General features: G+C 37.9%; 21 protein-coding genes and 1 pseudogene. 13 read left to right on the top strand and 9 right to left on the bottom strand.

What is annotated here, in order from left to right; genetic code table 11:
* The 7 genes and pseudogenes from BJ095_RS02170 to BJ095_RS02140 all read left to right on the top strand — a co-directional run bounded on the left by BJ095_RS02170 (position 1) and on the right by BJ095_RS02140 (position 4944).
* On the top strand, positions 1 to 192 hold the full coding sequence (locus BJ095_RS02170; RefSeq protein ID WP_107931941.1) for a hypothetical protein: 192 nt from the start codon (positions 1 to 3) through the stop codon (positions 190 to 192).
* Positions 168 to 491: pseudogene (locus tag BJ095_RS02165) on the top strand (GNAT family N-acetyltransferase); the annotation flags it as partial. The gene BJ095_RS02170 and the pseudogene BJ095_RS02165, both read left to right, overlap by 25 nt.
* A gap of 106 nt (positions 492 to 597) precedes the next feature.
* Positions 598 to 1476: an AraC family transcriptional regulator gene (locus BJ095_RS02160; protein WP_107931945.1), complete on the top strand. Its 879-nt coding sequence runs from the start codon at positions 598 to 600 to the stop codon at positions 1474 to 1476.
* A gap of 111 nt (positions 1477 to 1587) precedes the next feature.
* A complete protein-coding gene (locus tag BJ095_RS02155; protein WP_107931947.1) occupies positions 1588 to 3024 on the top strand; it encodes a YcdB/YcdC domain-containing protein in 1437 nt (478 codons plus the stop codon).
* Between the two features lie 49 nt (positions 3025 to 3073).
* Entirely contained in the window at positions 3074 to 3517 is a 444-nt protein-coding gene (locus tag BJ095_RS02150; protein ID WP_107931949.1) for a hypothetical protein, read from the top strand.
* A gap of 73 nt (positions 3518 to 3590) precedes the next feature.
* Entirely contained in the window at positions 3591 to 4127 is a 537-nt protein-coding gene (locus tag BJ095_RS02145; protein ID WP_107931950.1) for a GNAT family N-acetyltransferase, read from the top strand.
* Positions 4114 to 4944 carry a GNAT family N-acetyltransferase gene (locus tag BJ095_RS02140; RefSeq protein ID WP_107931952.1) on the top strand — a complete coding sequence of 277 codons (831 nt, stop codon included), beginning with the start codon at positions 4114 to 4116 and terminating at the stop codon, positions 4942 to 4944. Before BJ095_RS02145 ends, BJ095_RS02140 begins: the two co-directional genes overlap by 14 nt.
* Positions 4945 to 4991: 47 nt before the next feature.
* Here the strand turns inward: BJ095_RS02140 and BJ095_RS02135 are convergent, their stop codons facing one another.
* The 3 genes from BJ095_RS02135 to BJ095_RS02125 all read right to left on the bottom strand — a co-directional run bounded on the left by BJ095_RS02135 (position 4992) and on the right by BJ095_RS02125 (position 7221).
* A complete protein-coding gene (locus tag BJ095_RS02135; RefSeq protein WP_107931954.1) occupies positions 4992 to 5528 on the bottom strand; it encodes a GNAT family N-acetyltransferase in 537 nt (178 codons plus the stop codon).
* A gap of 110 nt (positions 5529 to 5638) precedes the next feature.
* The gene (locus BJ095_RS02130) at positions 5639 to 6661 is read right to left on the bottom strand and encodes a DUF4179 domain-containing protein (RefSeq protein WP_107931955.1); all 1023 of its coding nucleotides are present in this window, start codon (positions 6659 to 6661) and stop codon (positions 5639 to 5641) included.
* Entirely contained in the window at positions 6658 to 7221 is a 564-nt protein-coding gene (locus tag BJ095_RS02125; protein WP_107931957.1) for a sigma-70 family RNA polymerase sigma factor, read from the bottom strand. Before BJ095_RS02125 ends, BJ095_RS02130 begins: the two co-directional genes overlap by 4 nt.
* Positions 7222 to 7509: 288 nt before the next feature.
* On the opposite strand from BJ095_RS02125, the gene BJ095_RS02120 reads away from it, so the two are divergent.
* From BJ095_RS02120 to BJ095_RS02115, 3 genes are all read left to right on the top strand, one after another.
* Positions 7510 to 8208, top strand: a complete 699-nt coding sequence (locus BJ095_RS02120) for an AIM24 family protein (RefSeq protein ID WP_107931959.1) — start codon at positions 7510 to 7512, stop codon at positions 8206 to 8208.
* Between the two features lie 92 nt (positions 8209 to 8300).
* Positions 8301 to 8465: a hypothetical protein gene (locus tag BJ095_RS18910; protein ID WP_181417932.1), complete on the top strand. Its 165-nt coding sequence runs from the start codon at positions 8301 to 8303 to the stop codon at positions 8463 to 8465.
* A gap of 112 nt (positions 8466 to 8577) precedes the next feature.
* Entirely contained in the window at positions 8578 to 9069 is a 492-nt protein-coding gene (locus tag BJ095_RS02115; RefSeq protein ID WP_107931961.1) for a YndM family protein, read from the top strand.
* A gap of 192 nt (positions 9070 to 9261) precedes the next feature.
* Here the strand turns inward: BJ095_RS02115 and BJ095_RS02110 are convergent, their stop codons facing one another.
* The gene (locus BJ095_RS02110; RefSeq protein ID WP_107931963.1) at positions 9262 to 10263 is read right to left on the bottom strand and encodes an NAD(P)/FAD-dependent oxidoreductase; all 1002 of its coding nucleotides are present in this window, start codon (positions 10261 to 10263) and stop codon (positions 9262 to 9264) included.
* Positions 10264 to 10472: 209 nt separating this feature from the next.
* Between BJ095_RS02110 and BJ095_RS02105 the strand changes: the two genes are divergently transcribed.
* Positions 10473 to 11138: an HAD hydrolase-like protein gene (locus BJ095_RS02105; protein WP_107931965.1), complete on the top strand. Its 666-nt coding sequence runs from the start codon at positions 10473 to 10475 to the stop codon at positions 11136 to 11138.
* A gap of 251 nt (positions 11139 to 11389) precedes the next feature.
* On the opposite strand, the gene BJ095_RS02100 is transcribed toward BJ095_RS02105, so the two are convergent.
* The 4 genes from BJ095_RS02100 to BJ095_RS02085 all read right to left on the bottom strand — a co-directional run bounded on the left by BJ095_RS02100 (position 11390) and on the right by BJ095_RS02085 (position 14155).
* Entirely contained in the window at positions 11390 to 12526 is a 1137-nt protein-coding gene (locus BJ095_RS02100; RefSeq protein ID WP_107931967.1) for a zinc-dependent alcohol dehydrogenase, read from the bottom strand.
* A 20-nt stretch (positions 12527 to 12546) separates the two neighbouring features.
* Positions 12547 to 12909, bottom strand: a complete 363-nt coding sequence (locus tag BJ095_RS02095) for a spore coat protein (protein WP_107931969.1) — start codon at positions 12907 to 12909, stop codon at positions 12547 to 12549.
* A gap of 13 nt (positions 12910 to 12922) precedes the next feature.
* On the bottom strand, positions 12923 to 13132 hold the full coding sequence (locus BJ095_RS02090) for a spore coat protein (RefSeq protein ID WP_107931971.1): 210 nt from the start codon (positions 13130 to 13132) through the stop codon (positions 12923 to 12925).
* 141 nt (positions 13133 to 13273) lie between these two features.
* Complete coding sequence (locus BJ095_RS02085) at positions 13274 to 14155, bottom strand: SDR family oxidoreductase (protein ID WP_107932008.1); 882 nt, start codon at positions 14153 to 14155, stop codon at positions 13274 to 13276.
* Positions 14156 to 14326: 171 nt separating this feature from the next.
* Between BJ095_RS02085 and BJ095_RS18905 the strand changes: the two genes are divergently transcribed.
* A complete protein-coding gene (locus BJ095_RS18905) occupies positions 14327 to 14491 on the top strand; it encodes a hypothetical protein (RefSeq protein ID WP_181417931.1) in 165 nt (54 codons plus the stop codon).
* A 108-nt stretch (positions 14492 to 14599) separates the two neighbouring features.
* Positions 14600 to 14968, top strand: a complete 369-nt coding sequence (locus BJ095_RS02080) for a DUF1801 domain-containing protein (protein ID WP_107931972.1) — start codon at positions 14600 to 14602, stop codon at positions 14966 to 14968.
* A gap of 65 nt (positions 14969 to 15033) precedes the next feature.
* Here BJ095_RS02080 and BJ095_RS02075 read toward each other — a convergent pair whose 3' ends face one another.
* Positions 15034 to 16101 carry a GH25 family lysozyme gene (locus BJ095_RS02075; RefSeq protein WP_181417930.1) on the bottom strand — a complete coding sequence of 356 codons (1068 nt, stop codon included), beginning with the start codon at positions 16099 to 16101 and terminating at the stop codon, positions 15034 to 15036.
* Positions 16102 to 16306 lie beyond the last annotated feature (205 nt).

Genomic DNA, 16306 nt, shown 5'->3' with positions numbered 1-16306 from the left:
TTGAGGATACAAATAACTACGGCGAAAATTGCAGATTATCAAGGAGTAAATGCAATTGTTAAGGAAGGGCAAGCTGAGCATTCCGAGGCACTCCCTCATATTTTTATGAAGGTTGAACAGGCAATACCAGAACCTTATTATCAAGAACTATTGGCGGCTCCTAATAAGAATGTAATGAGTTTATTGGGGTAACGAGCTTTGAAGGTGTCAGCTGGGATATCCCTAAAACTCAAATTGGGTATTGGATAAATACCAAATATAATGGGAACGGTTATATGAAAGAAGCAGTAGAGGCATTAACAAATGTAGGCTTGAACAAAATTCAATTTAATCGAATCGAGATTAGGTGTGAATCTACAAATCTAAAAAGTCGTGCCATTCCTGAAAAGTTAGGTTTTGAGCTGGAGGGTATTTTGAAAAGTGAAGATTTATCAGCAGATGGCAGTAAACTGACAGACACTTGTATTTATGCAAAGGTGCGAACTGAATAGTAAATTATTTTCTGCTGTTCAGTTGGTCCCCCTACATAATGGTGCACGAAATGTCGGATGGATACACTCAGCTCCTGCTATTGTATAGATGAAAGGAGGTCATGTAATGGATTCGCTTAAAAGTATGAATGCTGCCATGAAATATATTGAAGAGAATCTTACGGATGAAATTGACTTCAAGGCGGTGGCAAGAATAGCTCACTGCTCGGAATACCATTTTAAAAGGATGTTTTCATTCCTTGCGGGTATCCCGCTCTCGGAATACATTCGACGTAGAAGACTTAGTTTGGCAGCATTGGAGTTAAACAGTAGTAGCATGAAGATAATTGATGTTGCCATCAAATATGGATACAATTCACCGGACTCTTTTACTAGAGCCTTTCAAAATTTGCATGGTGTAACACCATCGGAAGCAAGAGCAAATGGAAAGTCACTTAAAGCGTATCCTCAAATGACCTTTCAATTATCCATTAGAGGAGGAAATGAGATGAATTATCGAATTGAAGAAAAAGAGGCTTTTAACATAGTTGGTATTATGAAAAGAGTTCCGATTATTTTTGAAGGGGAAAACCCGGAAATTACAGCGATGTGGAAATCGTTGACTATGGAGAAAATAACGCAACTAAAAAGTTTCTCTAACGTTGAACCGTCAGGAATAATTCAAGCCTCTACAAACTTTTCGGAAGGACGCATGGAAGAAAAAGGGGAGCTTGATCAGTATATAGGAGTAGCAACAACAAAAACCTCCCCAAAAGACTATACAAAGCTTGAAGTACCTGCTTCAACGTGGGCAGTATTTGAATCATCTGGCCCCTTTCCAGGTTCACTACAGGAAACATGGGGGAGGATTTATGCTGAGTGGTTTCCAGCTTCCAGCTATCAAGTAGCACAGGGTCCTGAAATCTTATCGATTAAAACGAAAGATTTAACGTCTCCAATTGTAGAATGCGAAATTTGGCTTCCTGTTCAAAAAAATAATCTATAAAAAAATCATCTCTCCTCCAAGAATTCGTTAGAGGGGAGGTGATTTTTATTTTGGATATATATGTTAATATTGTTATTAACAGTATTTTAATAACGTTGGAGGTGCTTTACGTTGAATAAAGATCAGTTAAAGGAACGAGCACTATCCTTAATCGAGCTGCCTGATCATCTTAACCCATTAATAGAAGAAGTGGCTGAGGATGAGAATGGCGAAGGCCAAGCGATATTTACATGGGCTGATGAGCAGCAAGAGGAAGGGATTTCGGTAAGCCTTGATTTGAATGGGAATTTGACAAGTTTATCAATTGAACGAAATGAACCAACTAACGGAGTGTTTTCACTAAACGAGACACAACTGAAAGAAAAGGCGGAGCAGTTTTTAAGCAGCCATTATCCCCATGCTTTACAAAAGGTAACCCTATTTACTACCCAAAAGGTAGAGGGTGCCTACCGCTTTAACTATGAACAAATAGTGATGGGCCTATCGCTACCTCGAACTGGATTCTATATTGATGTTGAACCAAGTGGAGAAGTTATCGGATTTGAATATTTTGGAATTAAAGATGAGCCATCTATTCCTGAGACGTTGATAGAAAAAGAAAAATTGTTTCAGCATGTCCAAACGCAGCTTGATTTTAAGCCTTTAATAGCGAACTTAAATTCTGCGATTCATGATGTTAGGAAAGAAGGACTGCAGCTTGTTTATGATATTGACCTTCTCATGAACTACAAAGCAGATACTGCCCAGCCGACTTTAACTATTATTCATGATGAGGATTCGCCGAGCCAATATGTTCCACTTCCTAAAGCTGATACAGTAGCAAAAGAAGAAGCTTCTATTGAAGAGGTCATCGGTATTCCTGCAGAGATGGAGGTCATTCGTAAGGTAGAGCTGGAAAAAGAGGTAGGGATTGTTTGGCGTGAGCGTGGATGGAAACAAAGTAAAAAGGATTTATCGGTAGATAGCTTTTTACAGAGTCACAATGAAGATACCGTAAAGGCTTTCATTTCAAAAGATTCAGAGAAGGTTAGAGGTTTTGTCTGGTTTAAGGAAAGAAATGGTGACCTTTGTCTTGATCGTGAGGAATGCTATGAAAAGGCTCTCGATTTTTTACAAATGCTTATTCCTAATTTTTACCAATGTTTGCAATTGAAGGTGCATGATAACGAGGAGGACTTTGAAGAGGCTAGAGCAAAAGAAACCTTTAGTTTTCGAGTGCAGAGCAAACAGGGAATACAAATTTTTTTAGAATTGGTAATAGTGTCAGTAAATCGACATACAGGTTTAATCGATTATTATAGTGGCCCTAGCTTTGACTTTGACCAACTAGAACATATTCCTGCCGCCCCGGTTACTTCAAAGGAAGAAGCGCACAAAATTTTTCTGAAATCTTTAGATTTTGAATTAGCGTGGGATAAAAACTATGGAGATGAAGATGGAGAGAACGAGGAATACTCACTCATCTATCGAGCATGTGACCATCATACAAAAAGAGCGATACGATATATTGATGCGATGACAGGAGCAATAATTCTCGAAAAAGAATAACTACTAGTGAACTTAATAAGCAATTTAATCAGTAAGGAAGGAAAATTTTATGAATAAAAAACTCTTAATCTTGTTAATAGTGTCGTATCTATTAGCATTTTCAATAAACTTAATGCCTGCCATAAAGCATCCGGATCTGCAAATTGGTATGCTCAATTTCCTTGTATCCTTAGTTTTTATGGCTTTCATAGTAATCAGCCTTAAAACAGGAAGTCAAAAATTGAAAAAATTTATAATTGGAGGAACGTATGCGGGCATAGTGATCTTCTTTATTTCAGAGCTGGAGACCTACTACATTTCTGGAAGTAGTATTTTCGACGCAATAGCATCAATCCAATATCCCTTATATGTGATTTTTGTGACACCATTATTCGGCATGAACCTTTTTTTAGACACAAGCTACGAGGTGCTTTCAATAATGTTAGGAATCTTTTACGCGGTTGTTTGGTGCATTATAGATTACTTTCAAAAGAAACAGGTTCGAATTGCATAATCATTTTAAGACAGTTAAGAATTTAGTCGATGAATTAAACGTAGGTAATTCAAATTGAGTTAGGAGAGGTTCTATGTTCCCCGTATTAGAAACTGAAAGACTACGCTTAAGAGAAATAACAAAAGACGATGCAGAGGCCATTTTTGCTTGCTTTTCAAACGAGGCAGTCACTAGGTATTATGGTGAAGAGACACTACAGCAGATCGAGCATGCCGAAGAATTTGTTGATTTTTTTGCGAATAGCTTCGAAGCGAAACGGGGTATTCGTTGGGGTATTGAGGTGAAAGGGACAAAAGGGATTATTGGTACAATCGGCTTTAATGGTTGGTTGCCTAAGCATAGAAAAGCTGAAATCGGTTACGAAATTCATCCTGACTATTGGAGACAGGGCTATACAACAGAAGCCTTATCAAAGGTGCTCCCTTATGGCTTTGATGTGATGGGCTTATCACGAATAGGAGCGATTGTTTTCATAGAAAATGAAGCTTCTAATAATTTGCTTATCAAACTAGGATTTAAAAAAGAGGGAGTTTTACGGGAGAATATATATCATAACGGGGCTTCTCATGATACAAATGTCTATTCAATCCTGAAAAATGAGAGAAGGTGACACAGTGACAACAGTAGTTTTAAACCATGAATTGGCACAAAGGTTGGAGCAGTCTGAAATAGAATGCTTGGAATCTAGATTATCAGCATTTCAGCAGCTTCAAGGGAATCCAATGGGGGTTGAAATTCAAAAGTTCGGTCAAGCTACGGCCTTTTCAGTACGAAATATCCCTGGTCCGTCCTTCAATACAGTAAAGGGATTAAAGACAGGGGATGAACACGCTATTGAAGAGATGGGGAATTTTTACGAGCAGAAAGAAATACCGGCTCGATTTGAACTAGCGCCAGCTAACACCTCTTCAGAATTACTTACTTGCCTTAGTAGGGCGGGCTATTATCATCACGATTTTCATACAGCTTTGTACGGGACACTCTCAAAGAAGGCTAAAATCGAAATTCAACCTAATATTGGGATTCACAAGCTGGACAGGGATGAATTTGATACCTTTGCTAATATTTACGTAAAAGGATTTGGGATGCCTGATTTTCTTAAAAACGGCGTCGCTCAGAATAATAAAATTCTCTATGATATTGAGGGCTGGACATTTTATCTTGCTACGTATGAAAATGTACCTGCAGGGATAGGTGTTTTATTCATAAAGGATGACATTGCTACTCTTGCTGCGGCAGCAACTATGCCTTCCTTAAGAAATAGAGGTATCCAAAGTGCATTAATCAACCACCGTATCAACGAGGCGATTGATAAAGGCTGTAGCTTAATAGTGGGGCAAGTAAGATTCCGATCTGTCAGTCAAAATAATATGGAAAGAGCAGGATTGCAGATTGCCTATACGAAAGCAATTTGGACAGAAAAGTAAATATAAAAAAGGCGTTAGTCCAGTGATTAACGCCAAATTTGCTTCGTCTAATGAGCTACCTTTTTTAACCTTTCTAACACTTCATCCACACTATCCCATTCATAAATGAGTTCATCCAGAACCTTTCCGCCAATCTTAATTTGAGTAGTTGAATATAATTTGGCACCATAATATTCATAAAAATGGCGTGTTTTATTCTCTGCTAAAACATCCACAAATATCTTTTGAAGACCCAAGCTTTTAAAGTGCACGAATATGTGCTGAAGGATGTTCTTTCCGATTCCTTGGCCTTGATATTCTTCAAGCAAGTAGATAGATGTTAAGTCGCTTGAATTTGGCGTCGAATTTTCTTCTCTTTTTGAAGCACTAGCAAAGCCAATGATTTTGCCTTCTTCATCCTCTGCCACTGCCACATAATTATCTACTTCTGAGATATTACGCTTCCACAGCTCAGTTCTTTGCTCATAGGATAACTTATTTAAAAAATCATCCGGTATAATCCCTCTATAGGTCGTCTGCCAGCTGTCTACGTGAACCTTTGCAATCCCAGCAGCATCCGCCATAACCGCTTTTCGTACTTGCATACTAACACCTCCGTAGATGACTATTTCTATAAATATGTGGAAATTCCTTTAGATATCAAAATGAAATGCCTCTATAGAAGGAAACTGGTTCCATATAGAGGCACACATTTTTATTTTAAATCAATTACGATTGGTTCAAGTTCAATTTCGGTATGAGTTAACCCTGACATCTCACTTGCGATTTCGATTGGGGTGATAATAAGCTGACTTGCACCATCTTGAATTTTACCAAATGCGGTTGTGCCATTGTAGAGCTTGCCGTTTTCCCTAGATACACCGCCTCCGTTTGTACCATCCACATATACATGCCCTAAATTATCTTTAATTCGGAAAGTGGGTGTTACCATTGGCCATTTAGAAACCAGTTCATCAGTCACGACCTGTTCGTAGGTAATAACTGTTGAAACATCCGTAAATTCAATAGTTTGCAATGTAAAGTTAATCCCTTCTTGCCCGACCTTTTGATTAACATGCTGTAAATCGCCTTTTAAACGTTCTAATGAGAAGGAGAAGGACCAATCACCTTCAACCTCCAAATCATTCGCTAAACTTATAAAAGCTTTTGGGGTCCAAGTTACTTCCACTTTTTCTGGATAGACATCATTTTCAAAACTAGGGGTGAAGGTGGATATTCCTATATAGCTTGTATCACTAATTTGTTTAATTTCCTCTGTTCCACCAAGGGCGTGTGAACCAGTTACATCAAACCAATTCGGTGCTTTTTCCTGCATCGTCTTGCCAAAATCATGTTCTGTCTCAATTGCGTAAGTCACTGTAATATTAGTACCATCATATACTGCGTCATCAATCATGATATTAATACCATTGCTCGATTGTGTAAGGTTGAAATCTGTAGAGAAGTCCTCAAAAGCCTCATATCGATGCTCTTCAACATTGAAAAGTTGGATGACGTTGTCCATAAAAGGAAGCTGTGATGCAAGCGAAGGGAAGGCGAATCCTGATGCAGTAGTTGCACTGATAATGATAATAGAAGCAACAGCAATATTACGTAAAAGGGATGTTTTTTTTCGTTTTTTTACAACGTACTGCTTAACACGAGTTTTTTCGAACTCTGTTACATCTAGTAACTCCAGCTGATCAATATCTAAATCGAGCCATTCTTTCTCTGTCATACAAATCGCTCCTTTAACTTATCATTTTTGGCTAAAACTTTCTTACCTCTATATAGCCGATTATCAACAGCTGCCTTCGATAAACCAAGCTGGTTTGCTATTTCTAAATTTGAGAGCTCCAAAAAGTATTTCATTATAAAAATGTCGCGGTCGATTACTTCTAGTTGACTAACAGCAAATAATATTTCATTTTTAGCTTCTCGTTTTAGAACAGTTTGGTCTGTTTGTATCTTGCTAGCTTTCTGTTCAAGGGGTTCATAAGATTGTTCGATTGACATTAGCTTTTCAGCCTGTCGATACCGATCGATGGCTTTGTACTTTGCAATCATACCAATCCATTTTTTAAAGTCGTCTGCCTCGCCATTAAATTGAAGGGCATTTTGCCAAACTGTAAGAAAGACGTCGTTTACACATTCTTCGATATCAGGGTGCTTCATATTGTGTAAAATTTTTGTTGCTATCGTTTTTACTAGGGGCAAATAAGCTTCGATTATATAGTCAAGGGCGTCTTCTTTTTGTTTCTTTAATCTGCTTATAAAATTTGTCGATGAACACTTCATTCACATTGCTCCTTATGTAGAGAAAAACTTTTCATAATGTACAACGAACAGTTAGATAAGATATTCTCAAAAAAATAATTCAAAAGATAAAAAGTTTGTAAGTTGTAATACCTATAATAAACGAAGCCTGTTTGTACTCATTTTACTTTATAACGAATGATACTTGTGACTAAGTAGGAATAAACTGTAAGGCTAACTAATAAAATCGCTTTGGTTCATAAAAAGAATGGAAGACCTGAAACTAAATTAGACCACGTTACGTATATGTTAAATAATGGAGGGGATTGTATGGTAAATCGATATTCAATTGAAGAATTTATAAAAAATACAGAGCAGGTTGATAAGGGAGAAGGACTATTTGAATTAGAAACACCTCGTATTTTAGAGGTGAATCTCGATGGACTTGTGTGGGCAAAATCGGGAGCCATGATTTCTTATAATGGCAAGATTAAATTCGAGCGTGAAGGCATTTTAGAAAACGGAATTGGTCATTTATTTAAAAAGGCATTTACAGGTGAAGGCGCTACCCTTATGAAGGCGAATGGAAAAGGGAAATTGTATTTGGCTGATATGGGTAAAAAAATAATTATTTTAAAACTGCAAAATGAAGCTATCCATGTAAATGGCAATGATCTGTTGGCGTTCGAGCCATCCATCAAGCACAATATTAAGCTGATGAGAAAAGTAGCGGGAATGATGGCAGGTGGACTATTTAATGTTCGCTGTGAAGGAACAGGGATGGTTGCCATTACTACTCATTACGAGCCACTGACATTACGTGTTACGCCTGGCAATCCAGTTATTACAGATCCTAACGCTACAGTTGCTTGGTCAGGAAATCTTATGCCAGAGTTCCAGACGGATATTTCACTAAAAACCTTTGTCGGAAGAGGCAGTGGAGAATCAATCCAAATGCGTTTTGAAGGGGATGGCTTTGTGATTGTTCAGCCTTATGAAGAAGTGAACATGCAGGCTGGAGGTCAGTAATCTTAGCAATAAAATTCATTTAACATTATAATTTTCTCAGATAACAGCCCTTTCAATTCCTGGAAGGGTTATTTGATTTAAGGAGGGTTTTCATGAGATGTGGATCAAAGTGCTTTTTGGTTGAATACGAGGTCAATGGTGAAAAACAAACGAAGTCAATTATTGCAAGGTCACCGGTAGAAGCGAGAAAAACCATTCGATATAAATATGGTTCAGAGCCTCAAATCCTATCCGTACGAGAAGATAAAAGAGAATGATTTTCGTAAACATTTTAGGTATTTTTTCCTCCATTGCTTTATTTCTTGAAGTATGAAGGCTTTAGAACGGGATAGTCTAAACCTTAAGAAATAAAGAAGGGAGGAAGTTATATTGAAGTATACGAAAGCGTTCTTTATTAAGCTTGCCATGACGATAGTGGTGTTATGGATAGTTTTAGGATTATTTTTTGGCGCTTCCTTTGGAAATATACTTCTTATTGGTACAATACTTACAATTGTTGCTTTTGTAGGAGATGTATTCATACTACCTAATGTTGGTAATTTTATGGCTGCAGCAGGGGACTTAGTTCTTGCCTTTTTTGGCGTTTGGGCATTGGGTACGATTCTGTTTGGTGAAAGTATCGCAGTTCTTTCAGCTGCCTTTTTATCAGCCCTTTTTGTAGCTGTCGGAGAACTATATTTTCACCGTTACTATAGAGACCACGTAATGGGTGTTGTCGATGATCCAAAGCCGGCGTCGTACGGAAGAAATTATACAGCTTCTAATTTGCAAACTGAGTTTTCGCAGGAATTCGATGAGGGTCTAGATAAGAAATCAAACAATGATGTTACTAATAGTGAAGACGAAGGTCCTGTAAAATAAAAGTACTGAATAAAAGGGAGATGTGAAATTGTTTTTCACATCTCCTTATTTTTTGCTCTGCCGCTGTTCTGAGTGTTATGTCAGAAGCATAATGGTGAAATTCCTATATTGAACTGCACCATCGTACCTCCCAATTGGGTTCAGTTCATTTCATAGTATGAAACCAATATCTTGGATTTTAGGTCACGTTCTTTATTTTCCATTAAACATATCAGAGCTGTGAGGTACATGGGCACGAGTTGACGGATCGATATAATGTTTGGCAGCATTGATGGCAATTGTTGCTTCACCAAAGCCTGTGGCGATTAGCTTTACTTTTCCTTCATAGTCACAAACATCGCCAACCGCATAAATTCCTTCAAGGTTTGTTTCCATTTTTGAGCTTACGTTAATGGAAATTTTGCTCATATCTAATCCCCAGTCATTTAGGGCACCAAGAGAAGAAGTGAAACCATAATTTACAACCAGTTCATCCGATTCCAGTGTTTCGAATTCACCAGTCTCGCCGTTTTTAAAGATGACTTTTTGCAATTTTCCATCCTCACCCAATAACTCTGTAGGAACAAGCGGCGTTTTAATTTGTACGGATGATTTTTTTAATTGCTCGACACTGTGCTCATGGGCAGTGAACTTATCACGTCTATGAATAATCGTTACACTTTCCGCAATAGGCTCCAGCATTAACGCCCAATCTACTGCTGAATCACCACCACCTAAAACAATTACCTTCTTTCCTTTAAACAGGCTCATATCATTGATAAAGTAATGCAGGGACTTTCCTTCGAAGTTTTCAGCATTATCAATAGATAGTTTTCTTGGCTGGAATGCACCTAAACCAGCGGCGATAATTAGGGTTTTTGTCATATGAATTTCTTTGTCGGTTGTGAGCTTCAACACACCATTTTCTAGTTTTTCATATCCTTGAATCGTTTGCTCAAGGACAAATGTTTGTTCAAATAGTCCTAGCTGCTCCACTAAATTGTCGATTAGTTGTTTTGCTCGTACCTTAGGGAAGGCTGCAACATCATAGATATATTTTTCGGGATAAATAACAGAAGGGCGACCTCCAAGCTGGGGGAGACTCTCGATTATTTTGACAGACAAGTTACGCATACCTGCATAGAAAGCGGTAAACAGACCTACAGGACCGCCGCCAACGATTGTCACATCATAAATTTTTTCATCAGTTTTCATTTTACTCACTCATTTTCTTTTTTGTTATTAACATATTTATGTGGAGTATTCCCTAAATGATAGGATTTATTAGGCTTGAATATGACAATTTTTCGTACTTTAAGTTTAGTAGGTGAGTTGTAGTAGGTTTTTAACGATAAAATTTTGCTAATGGATAGGAGCATACCTTAAAATGGGAAATAGCCAATAAAAATGAGGGGTAACTTAAAATGAAATATATTATTTTTGATTTTGATGGAACTTTAGCTGACTCAAGCACTGTTTTTATGGATGCGTGGAATACATATGCAGAAACCTTTAAGTATTATCCCGTTAAGAGTGAAGACATTATTGCTACAAGAAATTTAAATTTGCATCAAAGAGCAAAGCTGTTCAATTTTCCAATGCACAAACTGCCGATTATTTTACCGAAAATTTATAGCTACTTTAAAAATCATATTTTGGAAGTTAAGGTTTTTGAAGGCATTAAAGAAATGCTTGATGTACTCTCTCAAAATGGTTATAGCATTGTTATTCTTTCATCAAATGCAAAGGAAAATATTGAAATGCTGTTAAAGCAGGAACGAATTGATACTGTATCCCAGGTACTTACATCCAGCAAATTATTTGGGAAGGATACAGTATTGAAGAAATTTATAAATAAACATCAGCTCATACCTGAAAATGTGCTATATGTTGGAGACGAAGTGCGAGATATCATTGCCTGCAATAAGGTAGGACTGCCATTTATGTGGGTTAGTTGGGGATTGGACGGTTTGGATCTTGTCGAGAAGGAAAAGCCAAAGTATGTTGTTCATACACCTCAGGGCATAATTTCGACTTTGCTGCCCCCAACCTATTTCCAGAGTAATGGAGAAAAAGAAAATATGATATAAATTAAAAAATCCCAACCATTAATTAAAATGGTTGGGCAAAAATAACTCTACTCATATTTTCACTTAAATTATAGTGAAATGGCTAAGTTAATAACCGTTCAAATTATTAACTTATCTTCATCATAGCTAGATTCGCGCTTTTGCTCAATGCAATATTAATGGCAGGAAGTCATATAAGTGTTTAATATGGGGTTATTTAGTATATAAAAAGCATAAAAGGAAATTTTGAAAACTCAAAAGCACCTTTAATATTAAGGCTTTAAAACAACCTTTATGCAACCCTCTGTTTTAGTGTCAAAAACCTCATAGCCGTGCTTTGCCTTGCTAAGAGGAAGGACATGGGTAACGATATCTCCAGCATTGATTTTGCCATCTTCAATTAGGTTATAGACATGAGGCATAATGTGAACAACCGGTGCTTGTCCAGTACGGATAGCTACATTGCGTTGAAATATATCTCCAAGAGGGAAGGCGTTATAGCGTCCACCATAAACCCCTGTTATTTGAATTGTTCCGCCTTTTCTAACTGCTTGGCTTGCTGTGACAATGGCACCCATTGCTCCACTTTGTAGTTTTAGACCACTTGCAAGGAACTCCAAGGGTGTCATTTTTCCGCTCATCCCGACACAATCAATTACAACATCAGCGCCACCCTTAGTGATTTCCTTTAAATATTCGCCGCAATTTTCATGATCTTCAAAATTAACGATTTCAACATTATTTGTTTTCTTTGCATGCTTTAATCGATAGCCAACATAGTCTACTGCAATAACTCTTTCTGCACCCTTTAACCAAGTGAACTTTTGTGCTAATAATCCAATAGGTCCGCAACCAAGAATAACAACAGTATCTCCTTTTTTTACACCTGCATTTTCTACACTCCAAAAGGCCGTAGTTGCAGCATCAGCAAGGAGAACTAGGCTTTCATCGGGAACTTCAGACTTCTCAGGGATTTTGAAGGGAATGAAATTACCATAAGGAACGCGCATATATTCAGCCTGTCCTCCAGGAAATCCTCCAGTTGTATCGGAATAACCGAAGTAAGCACCCATTTCACCATTATCGTTGGCATTGTCACATTGGCTCTCTAGGTCGTGATTACAATACCAGCATTCTCCACAGGCAATATTAAAAGGAATGACAACTCGGTCTCCTTTTTTAACCTTTGTCACACCTTTACCAACCTCTTCAACAATACCCATCGGTTCATGGCCGATGACATAATCTTGTCCCAAATTCGGAATCATCCCGTGAAGTAAGTGCAAATCAGAACCGCAAATAGCAGTTGTGGTTAATCGAACTATAATATCATCATTCTTTTTAATTTTAGGGTCTTTTACCTCCTTTACCTCTACGTTTTTGATTCCTTGAAAAGTAACAGCTTTCATAAAAAATCCCTCGTTTTCTTTTATTTTTTCGGTGGAGTAGGGAACATTCCTTTGCGATTCATGCTTTTAGGGAATAAATCTAACTGGGCAATGCTAATCGCGTTTTCAGCCGATTTAATATCCAGTTCTTTTTGACCTTCAAGATCATATGGTTTTAGCCATTCTTTCTTTAACATCAATTCGGATATCTCGAAATACAAGTCAATCATGACATTGAGCTGAGTTTGCATAATTTTTTGAAGGGCAGGAGAGGCCGTTTCTGTTAGGGCAATCGATAGGTTTCGAATCCCTGTCTTTGTTGTTAGCAAAAACTCTAACGCAACTCCCGAATCTGTAAGTTCAGGCATTCCAACTGAGTTAATAGGATCTAAATAATCTTCCATATATGATGTCCTCCTAATATTCTAATTCCGATTTAGAATAGAGCTTAATCATGGCTTGTAGAGCTGGGGTAGATAACTTTACATTTTTGTCGAGTAAAGCACGTAAATCATCATCAAAAACAACACCTTGACTAAGCTTTGATTTAAGTAGACTAGTTGTCATAAAATTTATGACTTCATGAAATTCCATTGTTTCATGAAGGGCTAATTTCTTTTCGAACATGTAAATCGCACCTCCTGATTTTTCCTTTAAAAAGGCTTCCCTGCCGGAAAGAGATTTATTCAATTTCACCTTGTATTTAGAAAAAGTATTGAAAATAAAAAGCTCTGCAAGAAAGTGACTCTTGCAGAACGAAAATCTAATTCATCCGAATATTTGCCCCCCATTAACATGCATAACCTGACCTGTCACAAAACGGGAATCATCTGAGGCTAGGTAAACAAAAGCTGGCGCTATTTCAAAAGGTTGACCTTGGCGATCCATCGGGTTACCTGCAAGTGGAACCTGGTCAGCAGAAAAGCTTGCAGGAATTAGAGGCGTCCAGAACTTCCCAGGTGCTATAGCATTTACACGAATTCCTTTGCGAACTAAATTTTTAGCTAAAGCCCGCGTAAATCCAACATTGGCGGCTTTTGTTGCGGTATAGTCCATTAGCTGATCATTACCATCATAAGCAACAACAGAGGCTGTATTGATAATAGAGCTTCCGGCCTTTAAATGCTTTAATGCAGCGCGAGTTGTGTAAAAGTGAGAGTAGATATTTACTTTAAAAGTATCATCGAACTGTTCATCTGTAATATCAGTTAAATTTAATTGCTGAAATTGAACGCCGACATGATTACATAAAATATCTAGCTTCCCAAAGGCTGCCACTGTTTTTTCAACGATATCCACACATTGTTTCTTCTCTTTTAAATCACCCGGTAAAAGGAGGCAACGCTGCCCAAGCTCTTCAATTCTATTCTTTGTGCGTGTTGCATCCTCATGCTCATCTAAATAGGCAATTGCTACATCTGCGCCTTCTTTTGCAAAGGCTATTGCGGCAGCTGCCCCCATTCCACTATCACCACCAGTTATAAGGACAACCTTTCCTTTAAGCTTGTCGCTTCCTTTATAATTTGGATTTTCAATGATCGGCTTGGGTACCATAAGACCTTCTATTCCAGGGTGACGGTATTGACGTTGCTCTGGGACTGTTAAGGCAACTTCCTCGTATTGAGTAATTTTTCCGAAATTCGGGTGCATCGGGTAATTTCGATTGTTCGGTTCCTTAGTCAACGTTTTTCAACCTCCAAAAACGATTTTCTGCTTACGATATGCAAGGCTGGAGTTGGGTGTGCATCCCGATTCGATGGACATATTACTAAACGCTCGAATAACATAAGGGGAAACTCGTATTATAGGAGGCTTAAAAGGATGAACTATTATTACAATCCTGAAGTGAAATATTTATTGATCAATCAGTCGAAGGAAAAAGAGACTATGCATTATCTATCGCTCAACATAAAGGTGCCTAAAATCGGACCAAGACCCCCTTACTATATCCATCCGCGGTATGAAGCATATTATCCATTGATTTAGATAGCTAAAAGAGCCATCTCGAATAGAGGAGATGGCTTCTTCATTGTTGAAATAGATAGGAATAGTAGATAATGAGGAGAGATTATTACATAAAAAGGGGAAGAGCTCATGAATAGTGAAAAGAGAAAAGTTGTAGAAATCGATCAATTTATTGAGAATTTGCCAGAGGAAATTCAAGAAATAACTGAAGTATTACGAAATATCATTCTCGATGCTTCACCTATGTTAGTGGAAGAATATAAATGGTCCATGCCGAATTATTCATACAAGGGATTAGTCTGTTACCTGCAAACAGCTAAAAAGCATGTGAAGCTAGGCTTTCATAAAGGCAATCTGCTTCAAGAGGGAGTAGGGAAGGAAATTTTAGAGGGAACGGGAAAAACAATGAAATATATAACGCTTAAAAAGATGGAAGACCTTCAGTCGGAAGTCTATACGAAGCTCATTCTTGCAGCGATGGAATTGAATGAGGTTTAGGTATATGAAGGATTATAAAAATTTAAGAGGGCTAGTCGATTTGATTAGCCCTCACATTACGTTTGTTATTGTGGAATATTCAACGTATCGCCAGCGTAGATAAGGTCTGGATTTTCGATATTGTTTTCAGAAGCCAGTGCTTCTACAGTTGTTCCAAATCTCTTAGATAGTGACCAAAGTGTATCTCCCCAATTGATTAAATAAGAGGATATATTCGAGATTGTTAGCTCAACGCCAGGGTGAATAAGATTTGGATTTGCTAGATCGTTGTTTGCTAGAATAGCTGATACTGTTGTGTCATGCATTCTTGCAATGCTATATAGTGTATCGCCAGCCTTTACAACATACGTAGTTGCAGATGAATTTTCACCTGATTCTGGTGTAGAAGGCTCTGTAGGCTGCTCCTCAGATTGCTCCGGCTGCTCTTCTGGTTCCTCCTCGGTCGATGTAGCCTCTATGAAAATCCCGTCATTGAATATATTTAAATCGACATCTCCGGTAACACCATCAATAGAGCCAGTGTCCGTATATTGCCATCCTGCCCAAGTTTCCCAGATAACATCATTAGAAGGCTGGTTACCGTCATATTGGGCTAGCCATAAGGAATACTTTGTTAAAGATTCTCCGAAGACATTCGTAGCATTATCTGCGTTACTATATACCATTACTGGGTAGCCGGTTTGACTTTCAACCTCTTCTGCGAAGGCTAGAGCAATTGCATTGATATCTTCAACAGATAGACCATCAAGGTCCTCAAAATCCATTACTGGCTTAACCTCTATTTCTTTGCCGCTAATTATGGATGCGAAAAAGCTTGCCTCTTCCCGAGCCTGCTCAACAGTTGTAGCTGTTAAAAAGTGATAAAAACCAACCTTTAAACCAGCCGCTTTTGCGCCTTCATAATTGACTTCAAAGTTAGGGTCCGTATAGTCAACACCTTCACTGGATTTAATAATCGCCACTTCCATTCCAGCGTTAGCTACTGCTTCCCAGTCAACGTTCTCCTGATATCTACTTACGTCAATTCCTTCATATTCGGAAGAGCTCTCTGGTTCTACCGCAAGTGCATTATTTGCAAATGCCAGAGTACCAATAAAAAGAAGTGCTATAAATATTTGTCCTAGTTTTTTCACCATATCACCTCCAATCTAGTAGCTCATATACAAAATATGCGAGTATGAAAGAGTTATCTGAGCAGATGTAACGGTTTAGTAAAAAATGAATCTTGAAGCTTCATTAATTTAAATCCCTGTTTTTATAAGTTAATATAGAGGAGAGATGAGAATATCCATCCATTGAAGCTATTAATTTAGTAAGCAGGATTTAATAGCTTTTTGT

Origin of the sequence: Ureibacillus chungkukjangi (assembly GCF_003217295.1) — a bacterium.
Classification (GTDB): Bacteria; Bacillota; Bacilli; order Bacillales_A; family Planococcaceae; genus Ureibacillus; species Ureibacillus chungkukjangi.
Note: the sequence above shows the minus strand (reverse complement) of the source record. Positions and strands in the feature narration are given on the sequence as shown.